The following is a 17,795-nucleotide window of genomic DNA, read 5'->3' on the forward strand; positions in this document are numbered from 1 at the left end:
TCAGATATCCTTGACCAGCCGCAGCGCGTCGTGGATCGCGGCATGGGTGTTGCGCGCGCTGACCGCATCGCCGATCCGGAACAGTTGAAAGTTGCCCTCGGGGTTGGGGGCGAGGGTTTGCGGCTGCCCGGCCAGAAGTGCCTCGTGATCCACCGCGCCCAGATTGCGCGACAGCGGCCTCAGATCGAAATAGAGATCGTCGAGCGGCAGCGTGCCGTGATTGACGACGATCTGGTCGAATTCCCTCGTATAGCTGTGATCGGAATAATCCGTGCCGATGGTGGCCCGCAGGCGGTTGCCGGCGCGTTCGGCCCGTAACAGGCGGCGTGCGACGGTCATGGTGACGGGCTTGTCCTGCAGGCTGCGCATGTAGGGCACCAGGTTCATCCCCATCACCTCTGGGGCAAAGTTGCGGTCAGGCGTCATGATCTCGACCTGCGCGCCGGAATTGGCTAACACTTCGGCGGCCTGCATCGCCGCGTGATCGCCCGCATCGTCAAAAAGCAGCACCTCGCGGCCCGGTTTTGCATCGCCGCTCAGGATATCCCATGCGGTGACGGTCAGATCGTTGCCCGCGCGCAGGATGTCCTGTTGTGGCAAGCCGCCGGTGGCGATGATCACCACGTCCGGGTCGAGCGCGGTGACATCTGCGGCCTCGGCCAGTGTGTTGAAGCGGAACTCGACATCGTGCGCGGCGCATTGCGTCATGCGCCAGTCGATGATGCCGATCATCTCGGACCGGCGCCTGGTCTGGGCCGTCAGCCGCACCTGCCCACCGGGCCGGTCGGCGGCCTCGAAGACGGTGACGCGATGGCCACGTTCGGCGGCGACGCGGGCCGCCTCCAGCCCGCCCGGACCAGCCCCGACGACGACCACGCGGCGGGCTGAGGCGGCGGTGGGGATGACATGCGGCAGGCTCAGCTCGCGCCCGGTGGCGGCGTTGTGGATGCAGAGCGCCGCGCCGCCCTGGTAGATCCGGTCGAGGCAATAGGTGGCCCCCACGCAGGGGCGGATCTCGTCCTCGCGCCCCTCGATGATCTTTTGCACGATATGCGGCTCTGCCATATGCGCACGGGTCATGCCGACCATGTCAAGCTGGCCGCTGGCCACAGCATGGCGGGCTGTGGCGACATCGGGGATGCGCGCGGCGTGAAAGGTGGGCAGGCCGACCTCGGCCTTGATCCGGCCTGCGAAATCGAGATGCGGGGCGGATTTCATGCCCTGTACCGGGATCACGTCGGTGAGCGTGGCATCGGTATCGACGCGGCCCCGGATCACGTTGAGGAAATCGACCATGCCGCTATCCCGCAGCCGCTTGCCGATCTCGACGCCCTCCTCGGTGCCGATGCCGTTTTCGGCCAGATCGTCGGCGGTATAGCGCAGCCCGACGATGAAATCGGGGCCGGTGCGGTCGCGGATCGCGCGCAGCACGTCGAGCGAAAAGCGCATTCGCGCATCCAGATCGCCGTTCCAAGGGGCGTCGAGCGTGTTCTGGCGCGGCGACCAGAAAGCATCCATCAGGTGGCCATAGGCCTCAAGCTCGATCCCGTCGAGCCCGGCATCCTGCATGCGCTCGGCTGCATCGGCATAATCGGCGATGATGCGCGTGATGTCCCAGTCTTCCAGCACCTTTGGAAAGGCCCGGTGCGCGGGTTCGCGCCGCGCCGAGGGCGCGACCGAGGGCAGCCAGTCGCCGGTATCCCAACGGGTGCGCCAGCCCAGATGGGTCAGCTGGATCATGACCGCGCAGCCGTGATCATGGCACTCGTCCACGAGCTTGCGCATCCATGGCACCACCTCGTCGCGATAGGCGAGGATGTTGTTGAAGGCGGGTGGGCTGTCGCGGCTCACCACTGCCGACCCGGCGGTCATGGTCAGCGCCACGCCGCCCTTTGCCCGCTCCACGTGATAGGCGCGGTAGCGGTCGGTGGGTAGCCCGTCCTCGGGATAGGCGGGCTCGTGTGCGGTGGTCATGATCCGGTTCTTCAGGGTCAGATGCCGGAGCGTGTAGGGCTGGAGCAGGGGATCGCGGGACATGGGTGGCCTTTGTCATTGGGGGCTGTCAGGGATCGTGCAATCAGGTGTCGGCGGATGCAAGGGATGGCGTGGCATCTGGACCTTTTGCAAAAGCTGTGGGATGCAAGGGCAGGCGGCCTGCGGGGCGCGGAACAAACCGGGCGGGGCGCAACCCGCCCGCATTCAGGGAGACGGAGACATGACATTCAAGACATTCGCCATGGCCGGGGCCATGTCACTGGCCGCCATGGGCGCGCAGGCCGAGATCAAGGTCGGCATGATCACCACGCTGTCGGGCGGGGGCGCGAGCCTTGGCATCGACGTGCGCGACGGCTTCATGCTGGCGGTTGAGCAATCCGGGCGCGACGATATCGAGGTGGTGATCGAGGACGATCAGCGCAAACCCGACATCGCGGTGCAACTGTCCGACAAGATGATCCAGGCCGAAAAGGTCGATGTGCTGACCGGCATCATCTGGTCGAACCTTGCCATGGCGGTGGTGCCCGGCGCGGTCGCGCAGGGCAAGTTCTATCTGTCGCCCAATGCCGGGCCGTCGGCGCTTGCGGGCAAAGGCTGTCACCAGAACTATTTCAACGTCGCCTGGCAGAACGACAACCTGCACGAGGCGGCGGGGGCCTATGCCAACGATGCGGGCTATGAAAACAGCTTTATCCTCGCACCGAACTATCCGGCGGGTCAGGATGCGCTGACCGGATACAAGCGGATGTATCAGGGCGAATTGGCGGGCGAGATCTATACCCAGCTGGGCCAGACCGATTACGCCGCAGAGATTGCACAGATCAGGGCCGGCGGTGCCGACTCGGTGTTCTTCTTCCTGCCCGGCGGGATGGGGATTTCGTTCCTCAAGCAATATGCCGACAGTGGCGTCGATCTGCCGGTCGTGGGCCCGGCCTTCAGCTTTGACCAGGGCATCCTGCAGGCCGTGGGCGAGGCCGCGCTTGGCGTGGTGAATACCTCGCAATGGTCGAAGGATATCGACAATCCGACCAATGCCGCCTTTGTCGAAAGCTTTCAGGCCAAGTATGACCGTCTGCCCTCGCTCTATGCAAGCCAGGGGTTCGACACCGCCAACCTGCTGATTTCCGCGATGGAAAAGGCGGACGTGTCGGACGCGGATGCGTTCCGGGCGGCGCTGAAGGCGGCGGAGTTCGACAGCACGCGCGGCGATTTCGCCTTTGGCCCCAACCATCACCCGGTGCAGGACATCTACGTGCGCGAGGTGATCAAGGAGGGGGACGTGTTCACCAACAAGATCATCGGCACCGCGCTCGAGGATCATGCGGACGCGTATGCGTCCGAGTGCAAGATGTGATGCACGCGGGCCGAATGGCGCGGCAGGCCCGCGTTATTCGGCCATGTGACAGGCGACGCGCGTGTCGCCGATGCGGCGCATCTCGGGGCGCTCGGTGCGGCAGCGCTCAACGGCCAGCGGACAGCGCGGGTGAAAGGCGCAGCCCGGCGGCGGGTTGATCGCGTCGGGGATCTCGCCCTTGGGCGGATCGACCTCGCGGCCATAGGCATCCATCCGGGGGGCCGCATCGAACAGCATCCGCGTATAGGGGTGCTTGGGGTCGCTGAAAAGTGCGTCGCGTGTCGCCTCCTCGACCAGCCTTCCCAGATAGAGCACGCCGATCACGTCGGCCATGTGATGCACCACCGTCAGATCGTGGCTGATGAAGAGATAGGTGAGGCCGAACTCTTCGCGCAGGTCCGACATGAGGTTGAGCACCTGGCTCTGCACCGAGACATCAAGCGCCGAGGTGGGCTCGTCGCAGACGATGATCCTGGGCTCGGACGAGAGCGCGCGGGCGATACAAATGCGCTGCCGCTGCCCGCCCGAGAACTCGTGCGGATACTTGTTTGCGTCCTGAGCCGAGAGACCCACCTGTTCCAGCAGACGCTCGGCCAGACCATCGGTTTTTCCGCCGCGCGCGGCGACCGGCTCGGCGATGATGTCGCGCACCCGCCAGCGCGGGTTGAGGCTGGCATAGGGATCCTGGAAAATCATCTGGATATCGGCGCGCACGGCGTCGATCTTCTTTGCATCGGTTTCGCTGGCCAGATCGACGCCTTCGATCTCGACCATGCCTTGCGTGGGTGGCTCAAGACCCACGATGATCTTGCCGATGGTGGATTTGCCTGACCCGCTCTCGCCCACCAGCGCGTAGACGCTGTTCTCGGGCACCTCGAAGCTCACTTCCGAGACGGCGGTCAGCAGTGCGCGGGGCTGACGCTCGATCACCCGGTTGAGCCAGGGTTTCGAGACGTCGAAAATGCGGGTGAGGTTCTCAACCTTGATGATCGGGCTCATGCCTCGGCCTCTTCTGTCGCGTCGGTATTGAGCGGGAACCAGCAAGCCGCGCGCCCGTCGCACCGCTTCAGCGTCGGTCCCGGCTCCTCATGGCACTGCGCCTGCGCCCGATCACAGCGTGGCGAGAACGCGCAGCCGGGGGGCAGGTTGCCGAGGCGCGGCATCGCGCCGGGGATCTGCCGCAGCCGTGCGCGGCCCTGGCTCGCCAGCGGGGTCGAGGCCATCAGCCCGGCGGTATAGGGGTGGCGCGCGCGGCCCAGCACCTCGCGCACCGGGCCAAGCTCTGCCAGCCGCCCGGCATACATCACCGCAACCCGGTCGGCGGCCTCGGCGATCACGCCCATGTCATGCGTGACCAGCATCACCGCCACGCCCCGCTCGCGGCAGAGGCGTTTCAAGAGCACGATGATCTGGGCCTGCACGCTCACGTCGAGCGCGGTGGTCGGCTCATCCGCGATCACCAGATCAGGCTCGGCGCAGAGCGCCAGCGCGATCACCACCCGCTGCCGCATCCCACCCGAGAATTCATGCGGATAGCTGCCCATCCTCTGGCTCGCCGCCGGGATGCCTACCTCATCGAGCGCCGCGACGGCGCGGCGGCGGGCTTCGGACTGGCTCACGTCGAGATGCTCAATGATGGTTTCAGCCAGCTGATCGCCCACGGTCAGCAGCGGGTTGAGCGAGGTGAGCGGATCCTGAAAGATCATCCCCATCCGTTTGCCCCGCAGTCGCCGGAGCGCCTCGCCGCGCAAGCTGTGCACGGGCTGACCGCTCAGCAATACCTCGCCGGAGGTGATCCGCGCGGGCGGGTCCAGAAGGCCGATCACGGCATTGCCGGTCATGGACTTACCAGCCCCGGATTCGCCCACCACGCCGAGGATTTCGCCCGCCGCGATGTCATAGCTCACATGATCTACGGGCCGCAGGACGCCATGCCGCGTGGGGATTTCCACGACCAGGTCGCGGACGGAGAGGACGGGGGTATTGATCATCTCAACCTCGGGTTCAGTGCATCGCGCAGCCAGTCGCCCAGCAGGTTGATCGACAGCGCCAGCGCCAGCAGCGTGGCGGCGGGGAAGAACAGGATCCACCATTCGCCCGAGAACATGAATTCCTGCCCGATGCGGATAAGCGTGCCGAGCGAGGGTTTAGTGGGGGGCGCGCCGACGCCGAGGAACGACAGCGTCGCCTCGGCGATGATGGCAAGCGCCAATGAAATCGTCGCGATCACCAACACCGGGTTGAGCACGTTGGGCAGGATGTGGCGCAGCATGATCGAGAACGGCGTGCGGCCGATCAGGCGTGCCGCCTGCACGTATTCCTTGTTCTTTTCCACCAGCGTGGCGCCCCGCACAACGCGGGCGAACTGCACCCAGTCGCTGAGGCCGATGGCGAGGATCAGCACCCAGATCGCCATCGCGTCGCGGTGTTCGGGCGGGGTGATGCCCTTGGCGATGCCGAAGATCAGCATCGCCACGAGGATCGCCGGAAAGGTCAGCTGCACATCGGCGAGGCGCATGATGAGGGTCTCGGTCCAGCCGCCGAGATAGCCCGCCATCAGGCCCACGGTGACCCCGATGAGCATCGCCAGGAACACCGCCGACAGGCCGACAAACAGCGATATCCGCATTCCGAAGAGGATGGTCGAGAACACATCGCGCCCCTGATCGTCGGTGCCCAGCACAAAGAATTCGCCTGTGAACTGGTTGGCCTCCCCCGGCGGGGTGAACCCGTTCATCAGGTTGAGCGTGGCGGGGTTGAACGGGTCATGCGGTGCAATGAGCGGCGCGAATAGCGCGCCCAGCATCATCAGCAGCACCACCACGAAGGACACCACCGCCACCGGCGAATGCCGGAACGACCAGATGAAATCGCTTTCCCACACGCGGCGCGGGCGCGAGGGGCGCGGGGCCGCAGGTGTCTCGATTCGGGTCTCGGTCATGTTAGTGCCCCCCTGCGGTGCGGTCGACGCGCAGGCGCGGGTCGATCGCGAAATAGAGCATGTCGACGATCAGGTTGATGCCGACGAACATCACCGAGATCAGCATCAGATAGGCGGCCATCACGGGGATATCGACGAACTGGATCGCGTTGATGAAGAGCAGCCCGACGCCGGGCCATTGAAACACCGTCTCGGTGATGATGGCAAAGGCGATGATCGAGCCCAGTTGCAGCCCGGTGATGGTGATCACCGGCACCAGCGTGTTCTTGAGCGCGTGGCGGAAATTGATGGATTTCTCGCGGATGCCACGGGCCCGGGCAAAGCGGATATATTCCATGCGCAGCACCTCCAGCATCTCGGTGCGCACCAGCCGCATGATCAGCGTCATCTGGTAGAGGCCAAGTGTGATCGCGGGCAATATCAATGCCTTGAGGCCGCTTTCGGTGAGAAAACCGGTGGTCCACCAACCGATGCGCGTGACCTCACCGCGCCCGAAACTGGGCAGCCAGCCAAGTTCCACCGAAAAGAGGTAGATGAGCAGGATGCCAATGAGGAAGGTAGGCAGCGACACGCCGATGAGCGAGACGGTCATGATGATATTGGCCGAAATTCCCCGTCGCCAGATCGCGGTGAAGATCCCGAGGGCGATCCCCCCCGCCAGCGCCATGAGGCCAGAGACGAAGGCCAGTTCCAGCGTCGCTGGCAGGCGTTCGACGAGGATCTCCGAGACGGGCCGCCCCTGCCGGTAGCTCAGACCGAAATTGCCCTGTACCGCCTGTTCCAGGAACCGCCAGTATTGCACAGGAAAGGGTTGATCGAGGCCAAGCTCGGCGGTGAGCCGCGCGATATCGGCCTGGGTGCGTTCCTGCCCCAGCATCGCATCGACCGGATCGCCCACGAAGCGGAACATGGCGAAGGCGACAAGGCCCACGACCAGAAGCACGAGCACCGATTGGGCGACGCGTCGAATGATATAGGCCAGCATGAATGGCTCCGGCTCGCGAGGAGAAAGGGGGAGGGCGGCAGGCACAAAAGGCCCGCCGCCCATCGGGTCTTACTTCATGGTGAAGTATTTCACCTTCGGGTCGTCCTCGGGGCTAACCTCGATGCCTACGTTTTCCTTCATCCCCCAGTTCAGCACCTGGTGGTGAATCGGCAGGTAAAGCACCTCGTCCTGCACCGTGTTCCAGATCTCGGCGATGGTCGCGTTGCGCTTGTCGAGATCGGTTTCCGAGGCAAGGCTCGCGATCTTGGCGTCAAGATCGGGGTTGGAATAGCCGGTGCCGTTCCAGCTGCCGCGCTCTTCGCCGCGGGTGTGCACGAGGAAGTTGAAGATATACTCGCTGTCATAGGTCGGAACACCCCATCCCAGCATGTAGAAATCGGTGCCGCCCGAGGAGATCAGCGGGAAATGCTGCGCCTTGGGCTTGGCATCGAGATTGACGGTGATGCCGATCTGGCCGAACATGCCGACAGCGGCCTGACAGATGCCTTCGTCGTTGACATAGCGGTCATTCGGGCAATCGAGCTGGATCGAGAAGCCGTCGCCGTAGCCCGCCTCTTCCATCAGCGCCTTGGCCTTGTCGATATCGGTCTCGACCTGATTCATCTCCTCGGTCCAGCCATTGACGAAGGGGGGCGCGATGATGCCCGCGGGCTGGCTCTGCCCGCGCATCACGACCTGGCGGATGGCATCGCGGTTGATCGCAAGGTTCATCGCCTCGCGCACGCGCACATCCGCGAGCGGATTCTTGCCCTCGACATTGTCGTTCGGGATGTCATCGGGACCCTGGTTGAGGCCGAAGAAGATGGTCCGGTTCTGCGGCGCGGTCTTGACCACCAGCCCGTCGGTGCCCGAGACCCGTTGGAGATCCTGCACCGGCATATCCTGAATGAAATCGACCTCGCCCGAGAGCAAGGCTGCCACCCGCGTGGCGGCGTTCTGGATCGGGGTATAGACGATCTCGCTCACCTCCATCGGGAACTGGTCCATACCCCAATAGGCGTCATTGCGCGTCAGCACGGTTTTCACATCCGGTTCGCGGCTCACCACCTTGAACGCACCAGTGCCGTTGGCGTTGGTGGTGGCGAAGGTCGTCTCGCCGCCATCCACGTCCTGCACCTCGACCACGCCATTGGCCTCGGCCCAGCCGCTATCCATCATGAACATGTTGGTCAGGTTCGAAGGTAGGATCGGGTTGGGCCCGTCGGTGACGAATTCGACGGTGTGATCATCCACCGCGCGCACCTCCACGACCGAGGACAGCAGTTCCTTCATGCGCGACTGTTCGGATTGCGCGCGGTTGATCGAAAAGACCACATCCTCGGCGGTGAAATCCGCGCCGTCGTGAAAGGTCACGCCCTGACGCAGGTTGAACACCCACACGTTGGGATCACCCTCCTTAGGGGCCCAGTCGGTGGCGAGTGCCGCCTCGAAGGCCCCGGTCATGTCACGGATGATGAGTGGCTCGTAGATCTGGTGGGCCAGCGCGTGCGTCGGCCCCTCGTTTTGTGCATGCGGGTCAAACGTGAGCGAATCGCCGGCCCGCGCCCAACGCAGCGTCTCGGCGGAGGCGCTCAGGGTCGTCCCTGCCAAAAGCGCCGCCGTCAGTAGAAGTGTCGTTTTCATTGATTGTCTCCCTGTTCTGTCGACGCGCGCGGGCGCACGCACCGATAGGCGCAACCATAACTGAGTTTGTAGTTCCATCAACAACGCTGTCATTATTGTGATACCCCGCATCGCGGTACGGAGGTGGCGAGGCCCCGACCGGCATGCGCGGCAATGCAGCACTGGACCTTTGTCGCCAAATCCGCCATATCGAGACAGGATAACGCCGGAGGGTCTGATGGGCATTCTCAACACGCTTTTGCGCGCCGTGACATGGTGGCACGGGCAGACGCTCAACACGCAGTTCTACACCTGGCGCAAGGGCGTCAAGGTGGGCGAGGACGCGCAGGGCAACGCCTTTTACCGCACCCATGACGGCAAGCGCCGCTGGGTGATCTTCAACGGCGAGGCCGAGGCGAGCCGCGTCGATGCCGACTGGCACGGCTGGCTGCACCACACCTACAAGGAGCCGCCCACCGACCGCCCGCTCGCGCACAAGCCGTGGGAAAAGCCGCATAGAGAGAACCTGACTGGCACACCGCTGGCCTATGCGCCCGCAGGTTCGATCCGGCGACCCGAGCCGACGGAACGGCGCGATTACGAAGCCTGGACCCCGGAATAAAGGCGCGACACATGTCTGAAAGCAAAACCGAAGTTCTGGTCGGCGGGATCGTTCTGGCTGTGGCCATCGGCTTTCTCGTCTATGCGGGCAAGACCACCGGCATGACACGCGCGGGCGATGAATACACGCTCAGCGCCAGTTTTCGCAGTGCCGATGGCGTCAGCATCGGCACCGATGTGCGCTTGGCTGGCGTCAAGGTGGGCCGGGTGGCCGATATCGTGCTCGATCCCGGCACCTACCGCGCCAAGGCCATCTTTACCGTGCAGGAGGGCATCGAGGTGCCTGACGACAGCGCCGTCGCGATTTCCTCGGAGGGGCTCTTGGGCGGCAACTATGTCGAGATCATGCCCGGCGGCTCGCCATTTTATTTCGAGCCCGGCGATGAGATCGAATTCACCCAAGGGTCGGTCAGCCTGGTGTCGCTGTTGATGAAATTCGTCTCTGGCAGCGAGGAAGATACGGCGCAATGATCCGCGCGCTGGCCGCCTCGGTCGTGATCGCAGTTGCCTCATCCAGCCCGGCGCAGGAGGCGGCGGTGCAGGGGCAGGGTGCCATTCTGCGCGGTCTCGACAAGGTCAACGGGCAGGCCCGTGATCTCGATCTGAACAACGGGGCAGCGACCGAATTCGGCAGCCTTACGGTAGAAGTTGCCGAATGCCGCTACCCGGTGGAAAATCCCGACGGCGATGCCTATGCGTTTGTCACGATTCACGAGACCGGGCGCAATCGCGAGATTTTCTCGGGCTGGATGCTGGCCTCCTCGCCCGCGCTCAACCCGCTGGAACATGCCCGCTACGACATCTGGGTCCTGCGCTGCAAGATCTGAGCGGGGTCGCTCGAAAACGGTTCTGCATGGATGTCCGCATCAAGCATAAGTGCCTGGCGCAATAGCCCGCGATACTCTGCACGCGGGATCTCGACCGCACCAAGCCGCGCCAGATGCGGCGTGAGGAACTGCGTATCGAACAGGATGAAACCGCAGCGCCGCAGGTGGTCTGTCAGATGCGCCAGCGCCAGTTTCGAGGCATCTGTTGCGCGCGAAAACATGCTCTCGCCGAAGAATGCGCCGCCAAGCGCCACGCCATAGACCCCGCCCACCAATGCGCCCTCCTGCCGGATTTCGAGCGAATGCGCCTGCCCCGTGCGGTGCAGCGCCATATAGGCCGCATGAATGGGCGCGCTGATCCATGTATCATCGCGGTCGGCACAGCCCCGCAGCACGCCCTCGAAATCCGCGTCGAGCGTTGCCGAATAGCCGCCCCGCTGCATCCGCCGCGCCAGACTGCGCGAAATGTGGAACCCGTCGAGCGGCAGCACCCCGCGCATACGCGGATCGACCCAGAACACCTCGGGGTCGTCGCGATGCTCGGCCATCGGAAAGACGCCCGCCGCATAGGCCTGAAGCAACAGCGCGGGGGTCAGGGCCTGCGACATGGTCAGGCTTGCAGGTTGGTTTCCAGCCAGTGTTCCAGCCAGTGGATGTTGTAATTTCCGGTCTGGATGTCCTCTTCCTGCAACAGCGCATGAAAGAGCGGCACGGTGGTATCGACACCGTCCACGATCAGCTCCCCAAGTGCCCGCGCCAGACGGTTCAGCGCGCTTGGACGATCCTTGCCGTGGACGATCAGCTTGGCGATCAGGCTGTCGTAATAGGGCGGGATCTTGTAGCCGTCATAGAGCGCGCTATCCATCCGCACGCCCAGACCGCCCGGTGCGTGAAACTGCGTGATCGTGCCGGGGCGCGGCGCGAAATCGGGCAGTTTCTCGGCGGTGATTCGCACCTCGATGGCATGGCCGTTGATCAGCAGGTCCTCCTGGGTGAAGGACATCGGAAGCCCCTCGGCCACGCGGATCTGCTCCTGCACCAGATCGACGCCGAAAATCGCCTCGGTGACGGGATGTTCCACCTGCAACCGGGTGTTCATCTCGATAAAGAAGAACTCGCCGTTCTCGTAGAGAAACTCGATGGTGCCCGCCCCGCGATAATTGATATTGGCGCAGGCCTCGGCGCAGATCTTGCCGATGCGCGCGCGCTCTTCCTCGGTGATGCAGGGGCCGGGGGCCTCTTCCAGAACCTTCTGGTGACGGCGTTGCAGCGAGCAGTCGCGCTCGCCCAGATGCAGGGCCTGGCCCTTGCCATCGCCAAATACCTGAATTTCGATATGGCGCGGCGTGGTCAGGTATTTCTCGATATAGACCTCGTCATTGCCAAAGGCGGCCTTGCCCTCAGAGCGCGCGGTCAGAAAGGCACTTTCCATTTCAGAGGCATCGCGCGCCACCTTCATGCCGCGCCCGCCACCGCCGGCGGTGGCCTTGATGATCACCGGATAGCCGATCTCTTCGCCAAGCGTCTGCGCCTCTTTCAGGGTCGCAACCCCGCCCTCCGATCCGGGGACGCAAGGCACGCCAAGCGCCTTCATCGTGTCCTTGGCGGTGATCTTGTCGCCCATGATACGAATATGCTCGGCCGAGGGGCCGATGAAAGTCAGGTCGTGATCCTCGACAATCTGCACGAAATTCGCGTTCTCGGACAAAAAGCCATAGCCGGGATGGATCGCCTGCGCGCCGGTCACCTCGCAAGCAGCGATGATCGCAGGGATCGACAGATAGCTCTCGGATGATGAGGGCGGGCCGATACAGACCGATTCGTCAGCCATGCGCACATGCATCGCGTCGGCATCGGCGGTGGAATGCACGGCAACCGTCGCAATGCCCATCTCGCGCGCGGCGCGGATGACGCGGAGGGCGATTTCGCCGCGGTTGGCGATCAGGATTTTCTCGAACATGCGCAGATGCCTTATTCGATGATCATCAGCGGCGCGCCATATTCCACCGCCGCGCCATCCTCGATCAGGATACGCATGACGGTGCCGGCGCGCGGCGCGGGAATATGGTTCATCGTCTTCATCGCCTCAATGATCAGCAGCGTGTCGCCCTCGGCCACCTGCTGACCGACGCTGACAAAGGCCGGCGCGCCCGGCTCGGCTTGCACATAGACGGTGCCCACCATCGGTGAGGTCACGGCACCAGGATGGCTGGCGGGGTCCTCGGCAGGGGCGGCGGGCGCGGCTGCGTGGGGTGCGGCGGCAGGGGCTGCGGCAGGTGCAGGCGCGGCGCTCATCTGCGTGGTCACCGCCTCACCGCGTCGGCTCACCCGCACGTTGAGGGTGTCGTCCTCGCCATATTCTCGCTTGACCGACAGTTCTGTCAGATCATTCTCGTTCAACAGTTCCGCAAGCGCCTTGATGAAGGCCACGTCCGATTCATGGGATTTGTTCGACATAGGATTCCTCGACCACAGCGATGATGCCCGCGCGCGGGCCCATGGCGTTTGTTTTCGCCGCTTATAGGGCAAGTCAAAGCCTGAGAAAAGCGGCCGTTGCCCTGCAACTTGGGGTTTGACGTGCAAATTTGCGAGGATGGCGCGAATCAGAGCGGCATGCCCGACAGTTTCGCCACCAGTTCCGCCAGCTTGCGGGCGTGGAATTTCTCCAGAAGGCGCGCGCGATAGACCTCGACGGTGCGATAGCTCAGCCCCAGCTCCAGCCCGATTTCCTTGGAGGTCATGCCCCGGCAGGTCAGGATCGCCACCTCGCGCTCGCGCTGTGTCAATGCCACCAGCGGGCGTTCCTCCGACAGATCGGAAAACGACCAGATGCCGCGCTGAAACGGGGCCTCGGCGGTCAGCGACTGCCCCCGCACGCGGCACCAGAACAGCGTGCCGTCCCGCCGCTTCATCACCCGCTCGTCGGAATAACGCCCGGTCTTGCGCATCACCGCCAGCGCGTCTGCCCCGATGCGGCGATAATCCTCGATCGAGGGGTAATAGCGCGCCAGCGGAATATCGGTGTAATCGGCGGGGGTGTCGCCGAAGATGGTGGCGAATTGCAGATTGCAGGCGCGGATGATGCGATGCTCCAGCAGGGCCAGCCCCACGGGCGCGTGATCAAAGGCGAGGTGTGCGATCTCCATGCCCGACCTTATGCCGCGCCGCCCGCGCCGCGCCAAGGGCTTTGCGTAGGTATACGAAATTGTCGGCGGGACCCGCAGGTGCTTTTCTGAGCGTTGGGATGACCGCCGATGAATTTCGGTACCTGGCTCGAACGCACCGCACCGGCCGTGCCCGCACTTGTGGTGCAGGGCGTGACACCCGGCGACCGGGTCGCGCTCTTCATGGGCAATGCGCCCGAACCTGCTGGCGCTCTACCGCATATGGTATGTCGGTGCCGCCGCCGTACCGATCAACGCCAGGCTGCACGGCACCGTGGCCGCCTGGATCATCGACGACGCCAGCGATGCCGCGCTGCGCGGCGGTTGGCTCTGGACCGGCGATTTGGGGCGGATGGACGCGTAGGGCCATATCGCGTTGCAGGACCGCTCGAAGGACATGATCATCTCGGGCGGCTCCAACATCTATCCGCGTGAGGTCGAGGAGGTGCTGCGCAGCCATCCTTCGGTCTCCGAGGTGGCCGGCGTGCCTGATCCTGAGTGGGGCAAGGTGGTTGGTGGCCTTCGTGGTCAAGGACGGCCACCTCAATGAGGTCGCGCTCGACGCCCACTGTCGCGCTCATATCGCCCGGTTCAAACGGCCGAAACGCTATATCGTCGCCGACAGCCTGCCCAGGAACAATTACGGCAAGGTGTTCAAGACCGATCGGCGCGCCGTTTTCAAACGGCGTGTCACGCGCCTTGCAAGGCGCGTCAGAAGGCCCTTGCAAGCGGCCTTTCCCTGCAATCCGCACTTGTTCCTGCGGCCCAAAGGCGTTAGATGCCCGGCGTCAAGCGGTCGCAGCCTACCCGCTTTAAAAAACAAGGACGACACCATGAAGACGATAGTTATCTGCTCGGGCGGGCTCGATTCCGTGTCGCTTGCCCACAAAACCGCCGCCGAGCATGATTTGGCGGGGCTGCTGAGCTTTGATTACGGACAGCGCCACGTCAAGGAGGTGGAATTCGCCGCCGCCTGCGCGCGCCGCCTTGGCGTGCCGCACCGTGTCGTGGACATCCGCCAGATCGGGGCCGCGCTCTCGGGCTCGGCGCTTACCGATGATGTGGACGTGCCTGACGGCCATTATGCCGAGGACACGATGAAAATCACCATCGTGCCCAACCGCAACGCCATCATGCTGGCCATTGCTTTCGGCATGGCCGCGGCGGAAAAGGCGGATGCGGTCGCCACCGCCGTGCACGGCGGGGATCACTTCATCTATCCCGATTGCCGTCCCGGCTTTGTCGCTGCGTTTCAGGCGATGCAGGATGCAGCATTGGAGGGTTACGCCGACATCCGCCTATACACCCCCTATCTGCACGGCTCCAAGGCCGATATCGTGGCTGATGGCGCACGCCACGGCACGCCATTTGCGCAGACATGGTCCTGCTACAAGGGCGGCGCGCGGCAGTGCGGGCGCTGCGGCACCTGCGTGGAGCGGCGCGAGGCGTTTCATCTGGCGGGGGTGGATGATCCAACCGACTACGCCGATCCCGACTATTGGCGGCAGGCGGTGGAGGGGCACTGATGTACCGGATCACCAAGGAATTCCACTTCTCCGCCTCGCATCAACTGTTCGGCCTGCCGCCCGAGCACCAATGCGCCCGGCTGCACGGGCATAACTATATCGTCGTGGTCGAACTGACTGCGGCCGATCTCAATCCGCATGGCTTCGTGCGCGACTATCTCGATCTGGCCGAGTTGAAGCATTATATCGACGATGAGCTGGATCACCGTCATCTGAATGACGTGTTGGGCGACGATTGCGTGACCGCAGAGCGCATGGCGAGACATCTCTTTGACTGGTGCCGCGCCCGCTGGCCCGAAGTGACGGCGATCAAGGTCAGCGAGACGCCCAAGACATGGGCGGAATACCGGCCGTGAGCGAGATGATTCGCGTCTCCGAGATCTTTGGCCCCACCATTCAGGGCGAGGGCGCGCTGATCGGCGAGCCCACGGTCTTCGTGCGCACAGGCGGCTGCGATTACCGCTGTTCGTGGTGTGACAGCCTGCATGCGGTCGATGCGGAGTATCGCGCCACGTGGGTGCCGATGCCATCCGCCGCGGTGATGGCCGAGGTGGCGCGCCTTTCCGGCGACCGGCCCCTGATGGTCACGCTCTCGGGCGGCAATCCGGCGATTCAGCCATTGGGGCCGTTGATCGAGATGGGCCAATCAAAAGGCTACCGCTTCGCCATGGAAACCCAGGGCAGCGTCGCACGCGACTGGTTCGCAGGCTTGGGCATGCTGGTGCTCAGCCCCAAGCCGCCCTCGTCGGGCATGACCGTCGATTGGGCGGCATTCGAGGACTGTCTGACCGCCGCGCACAACGCGCCGACCGTGCTCAAGATCGTGATTTTCGACGAGGTGGATTACCTCTGGGCCCGCGACGTGGCAGCGCGCTACCCGGCGCTGCCGCTCTATCTGCAACCGGGCAACCACACCCCGCCGCCGCCCGAGGATGACAGCGCACGCGTGGATCAGGACGGCATAGATGCCCGCATGCGCTGGCTGGTGGATCGGGTCATCGGCGATGGCTGGTTCGCGGCAAAGGTGCTGCCGCAACTGCATGTCATGCTCTGGGGCAACAAGCGCGGGGTTTGAAGGAGATAGGACGATGAGCGACGATATCTATAAGAATCTCAAACAGTTGGGCGGCACAACGCAGGTGCCGCAACACCCCGAAGAGGCCGAGCTTGAGCGGGTTCCCAACCCGCAGGCCGATGTCACCTACAACGTGCGCTTCACCGCGCCGGAATTCACCTCGCTCTGCCCGATGACCGGCCAGCCCGATTTCGCCCATCTGGTGATCGATTATGTGCCGGGCGACTGGCTGGTGGAGAGCAAGTCGCTCAAGCTCTATCTCACCTCGTTTCGCAACCACGGGGCGTTCCACGAGGATTGCACGCTCACCATCGCCCGGCGGCTGGTTGAGTTTCTTGCGCCCCAATGGCTGCGCATCGGCGGCTATTGGTATCCGCGCGGCGGTATTCCGATCGACGTGTTCTGGCAGACCGGCGCGATGCCCGAGGGCGTCTGGATTCCCGATCAGGGTGTGCCGCCCTATCGCGGCAGGGGGTGATCGGCGCGGCTGCCGCTGCCGATCAGAGCCGCGCCGCGAGCCCGCGCGCGCAGACCTCTATCAGGTCAAGCGTGCCGTCGAAATCGCGGGTGTAATAGGGGTCGGGTACGTGATCCGCGCCCTGGTCGGTCGCGTAATCTGTGAGCAGGCGCAGCGGAGTGGAGCAACCCGAGGGACGTAGCGCCTCGATGGATGCGAGGTTCTTTGCGTCCATCGCGACGATCAGGTCGAAGTGGCTGAAATCCGCCGTCTCGAACTGGCGCGCGCGCAGATCGGAAATGTCGATCCCACGGGCGCGGGCGGCGGCCTGCATCGGGCCGTAGGGCGGATCGCCGATATGCCAGTCGCTGGTGCCCGCGCTGTCGATATGCAGCTGCGGGGCGAGGCTGCGAAACACCCCTTCGGCGGCGGGTGAGCGGCAGATATTGCCGAGGCAGACAAAGAGGATTCGGGTGGTCATGGCGCGTCCTTTCCGGCAGAGATTAGGGCAGGAGGACGCGATGCAAAAGATCGTCATACTGACTGGTGCGGGGATTTCGGCGGAAAGCGGGCTGGGCACGTTCCGTGACGCCGGCGGGATCTGGCAACGCTACCGGATCGAGGATGTGGCCACGCCCGCGGCCTTTGCCCGCGATGCTGATCTGGTGCACGGATTCTACAACGCCCGTCGCGTGCAGGCGGCAGAGGCGCGGCCCAATGCGGCGCATCGCGCGCTGGCGCGGTTGCAGGCCGAGCATCCGGGCGAGGTGGTGATCGTGACGCAGAATGTGGACGGGCTGCACGAGGCGGCTGGCACAAGGGACGTGATTCATATGCATGGTGAACTGGCACGCGCGCTCTGTGCCGCCTGTGGCGCGCGGTGGGAGGCTGCTGCGCAGATGAGCGTGCGTGATGTCTGTCCGGATTGCGGTGCCTGTGCCTGCCGCCCGGATGTGGTCTGGTTCGGCGAGATGCCCTACCGGATGGAGGAGATTCTGGCGCATCTGGCGGCGGCAGATGTATTCGCGGCGATCGGCACCTCCGGGCAGGTCTATCCGGCAGCGGGGTTCGCGCAGGAGGCGGCCATGGCTGGGGCGCAGTGCGTGGAGATCAATCTTGAGCCGTCAGTGATGGCTGCGGATTTTCAGGAGACGCGGCAGGGGCGCGCCTCGGAGGTGGTGCCGCTCTGGGTGGCGGAAATTTTGGGCGAGTAGGTGATTTTGGCCT

General features: G+C 64.2%; 22 protein-coding genes and 1 pseudogene. 12 read left to right on the forward strand and 11 right to left on the reverse strand.

All coding sequences use genetic code 11. From position 1 onward, the window contains the following. Positions 1 to 2,037, reverse strand: a complete 2,037-nt coding sequence (locus BHD06_RS01030; RefSeq protein WP_080455120.1) for an FAD-dependent oxidoreductase — start codon at positions 2,035 to 2,037, stop codon at positions 1 to 3. Between the two features lie 178 nt (positions 2,038 to 2,215). Between BHD06_RS01030 and BHD06_RS01035 the strand changes: the two genes are divergently transcribed. Then, positions 2,216 to 3,349 (forward strand): ABC transporter substrate-binding protein, encoded by a 1,134-nt coding sequence (locus BHD06_RS01035; RefSeq protein WP_080455542.1) that lies wholly within the window; start codon positions 2,216 to 2,218, stop codon positions 3,347 to 3,349. Positions 3,350 to 3,382: 33 nt separating this feature from the next. Here the strand turns inward: BHD06_RS01035 and BHD06_RS01040 are convergent, their stop codons facing one another. The 5 genes from BHD06_RS01040 to BHD06_RS01060 form a co-directional block, all read right to left on the reverse strand. Next, complete coding sequence (locus BHD06_RS01040; protein WP_080455121.1) at positions 3,383 to 4,348, reverse strand: ABC transporter ATP-binding protein; 966 nt, start codon at positions 4,346 to 4,348, stop codon at positions 3,383 to 3,385. Further along, a complete protein-coding gene (locus BHD06_RS01045) occupies positions 4,345 to 5,337 on the reverse strand; it encodes an ABC transporter ATP-binding protein (protein ID WP_080455543.1) in 993 nt (330 codons plus the stop codon). The genes BHD06_RS01040 and BHD06_RS01045 overlap by 4 nt, the downstream gene beginning before the upstream one ends. Beyond that, on the reverse strand, positions 5,337 to 6,290 hold the full coding sequence (locus tag BHD06_RS01050; RefSeq protein ID WP_080455122.1) for an ABC transporter permease: 954 nt from the start codon (positions 6,288 to 6,290) through the stop codon (positions 5,337 to 5,339). Before BHD06_RS01050 ends, BHD06_RS01045 begins: the two co-directional genes overlap by 1 nt. A gap of 1 nt (position 6,291) precedes the next feature. Then, on the reverse strand, positions 6,292 to 7,275 hold the full coding sequence (locus BHD06_RS01055; protein WP_050663030.1) for an ABC transporter permease: 984 nt from the start codon (positions 7,273 to 7,275) through the stop codon (positions 6,292 to 6,294). 69 nt (positions 7,276 to 7,344) lie between these two features. Beyond that, entirely contained in the window at positions 7,345 to 8,919 is a 1,575-nt protein-coding gene (locus BHD06_RS01060) for an ABC transporter substrate-binding protein (RefSeq protein ID WP_080455123.1), read from the reverse strand. Between the two features lie 217 nt (positions 8,920 to 9,136). Here BHD06_RS01060 and BHD06_RS01065 point away from each other — a divergent pair, with 217 nt between their 5' ends. From BHD06_RS01065 to BHD06_RS01075, 3 genes are read left to right on the forward strand one after another with little or no spacing between them, the layout of a single operon-like run. Further along, positions 9,137 to 9,520, forward strand: coding sequence for an NADH:ubiquinone oxidoreductase subunit NDUFA12 (locus BHD06_RS01065; RefSeq protein WP_080455124.1), 384 nt, complete (start codon positions 9,137 to 9,139; stop codon positions 9,518 to 9,520). A gap of 11 nt (positions 9,521 to 9,531) precedes the next feature. Beyond that, on the forward strand, positions 9,532 to 9,990 hold the full coding sequence (gene mlaD, locus BHD06_RS01070) for an outer membrane lipid asymmetry maintenance protein MlaD (RefSeq protein ID WP_080455125.1): 459 nt from the start codon (positions 9,532 to 9,534) through the stop codon (positions 9,988 to 9,990). Beyond that, positions 9,987 to 10,346 carry a DUF2155 domain-containing protein gene (locus BHD06_RS01075; RefSeq protein ID WP_080455126.1) on the forward strand — a complete coding sequence of 120 codons (360 nt, stop codon included), beginning with the start codon at positions 9,987 to 9,989 and terminating at the stop codon, positions 10,344 to 10,346. The genes mlaD and BHD06_RS01075 overlap by 4 nt, the downstream gene beginning before the upstream one ends. Here BHD06_RS01075 and aat read toward each other — a convergent pair. From aat to BHD06_RS01095, 4 genes are all read right to left on the reverse strand, one after another. Then, positions 10,313 to 10,954: a leucyl/phenylalanyl-tRNA--protein transferase gene (aat, locus tag BHD06_RS01080; protein ID WP_080455127.1), complete on the reverse strand. Its 642-nt coding sequence runs from the start codon at positions 10,952 to 10,954 to the stop codon at positions 10,313 to 10,315. The two genes, BHD06_RS01075 and aat, sit on opposite strands and share 34 nt — an antisense overlap. A gap of 2 nt (positions 10,955 to 10,956) precedes the next feature. Beyond that, on the reverse strand, positions 10,957 to 12,306 hold the full coding sequence (gene accC / locus BHD06_RS01085) for an acetyl-CoA carboxylase biotin carboxylase subunit (RefSeq protein WP_080455128.1): 1,350 nt from the start codon (positions 12,304 to 12,306) through the stop codon (positions 10,957 to 10,959). Between the two features lie 11 nt (positions 12,307 to 12,317). Then, a complete protein-coding gene (gene accB / locus BHD06_RS01090) occupies positions 12,318 to 12,803 on the reverse strand; it encodes an acetyl-CoA carboxylase biotin carboxyl carrier protein (RefSeq protein WP_080455129.1) in 486 nt (161 codons plus the stop codon). A gap of 146 nt (positions 12,804 to 12,949) precedes the next feature. Then, the gene (locus BHD06_RS01095; RefSeq protein WP_254892267.1) at positions 12,950 to 13,492 is read right to left on the reverse strand and encodes a helix-turn-helix transcriptional regulator; all 543 of its coding nucleotides are present in this window, start codon (positions 13,490 to 13,492) and stop codon (positions 12,950 to 12,952) included. 208 nt (positions 13,493 to 13,700) lie between these two features. Here BHD06_RS01095 and BHD06_RS24680 point away from each other — a divergent pair, with 208 nt between their 5' ends. The 7 genes and pseudogenes from BHD06_RS24680 to queF all read left to right on the forward strand — a co-directional run bounded on the left by BHD06_RS24680 (position 13,701) and on the right by queF (position 16,589). Continuing rightward, positions 13,701 to 13,874 carry a hypothetical protein gene (locus tag BHD06_RS24680; RefSeq protein WP_376764830.1) on the forward strand — a complete coding sequence of 58 codons (174 nt, stop codon included), beginning with the start codon at positions 13,701 to 13,703 and terminating at the stop codon, positions 13,872 to 13,874. 12 nt (positions 13,875 to 13,886) lie between these two features. Further along, positions 13,887 to 14,060: a hypothetical protein gene (locus tag BHD06_RS24685; protein WP_376764831.1), complete on the forward strand. Its 174-nt coding sequence runs from the start codon at positions 13,887 to 13,889 to the stop codon at positions 14,058 to 14,060. Beyond that, a pseudogene (locus BHD06_RS24690) lies at positions 14,035 to 14,100 on the forward strand (hypothetical protein); the annotation flags it as partial. The gene BHD06_RS24685 and the pseudogene BHD06_RS24690, both read left to right, overlap by 26 nt. A 243-nt stretch (positions 14,101 to 14,343) precedes the next feature. Beyond that, a complete protein-coding gene (queC, locus tag BHD06_RS01105; protein ID WP_080455545.1) occupies positions 14,344 to 15,036 on the forward strand; it encodes a 7-cyano-7-deazaguanine synthase QueC in 693 nt (230 codons plus the stop codon). Next, positions 15,036 to 15,392, forward strand: a complete 357-nt coding sequence (locus BHD06_RS01110; protein ID WP_080455130.1) for a 6-pyruvoyl tetrahydropterin synthase family protein — start codon at positions 15,036 to 15,038, stop codon at positions 15,390 to 15,392. The genes queC and BHD06_RS01110 overlap by 1 nt, the downstream gene beginning before the upstream one ends. 5 nt (positions 15,393 to 15,397) lie before the next feature. Further along, positions 15,398 to 16,111 (forward strand): 7-carboxy-7-deazaguanine synthase QueE, encoded by a 714-nt coding sequence (queE, locus tag BHD06_RS01115; RefSeq protein WP_254892294.1) that lies wholly within the window; start codon positions 15,398 to 15,400, stop codon positions 16,109 to 16,111. Positions 16,112 to 16,124: 13 nt separating this feature from the next. Beyond that, on the forward strand, positions 16,125 to 16,589 hold the full coding sequence (gene queF / locus BHD06_RS01120) for a preQ(1) synthase (RefSeq protein ID WP_080455132.1): 465 nt from the start codon (positions 16,125 to 16,127) through the stop codon (positions 16,587 to 16,589). A gap of 22 nt (positions 16,590 to 16,611) precedes the next feature. Here queF and BHD06_RS01125 read toward each other — a convergent pair whose 3' ends face one another. Beyond that, positions 16,612 to 17,049 carry a low molecular weight protein-tyrosine-phosphatase gene (locus BHD06_RS01125; RefSeq protein ID WP_080455133.1) on the reverse strand — a complete coding sequence of 146 codons (438 nt, stop codon included), beginning with the start codon at positions 17,047 to 17,049 and terminating at the stop codon, positions 16,612 to 16,614. Positions 17,050 to 17,089: 40 nt separating this feature from the next. Here BHD06_RS01125 and BHD06_RS01130 point away from each other — a divergent pair, with 40 nt between their 5' ends. Then, positions 17,090 to 17,782 (forward strand): NAD-dependent deacylase, encoded by a 693-nt coding sequence (locus BHD06_RS01130; protein WP_080455134.1) that lies wholly within the window; start codon positions 17,090 to 17,092, stop codon positions 17,780 to 17,782. The last annotated feature ends 13 nt before the right edge of the window (positions 17,783 to 17,795 follow it).

Origin of the sequence: Roseovarius sp. A-2, from assembly GCF_002072155.1 — a bacterium.
GTDB lineage: Bacteria > Pseudomonadota > Alphaproteobacteria > Rhodobacterales > Rhodobacteraceae > Roseovarius.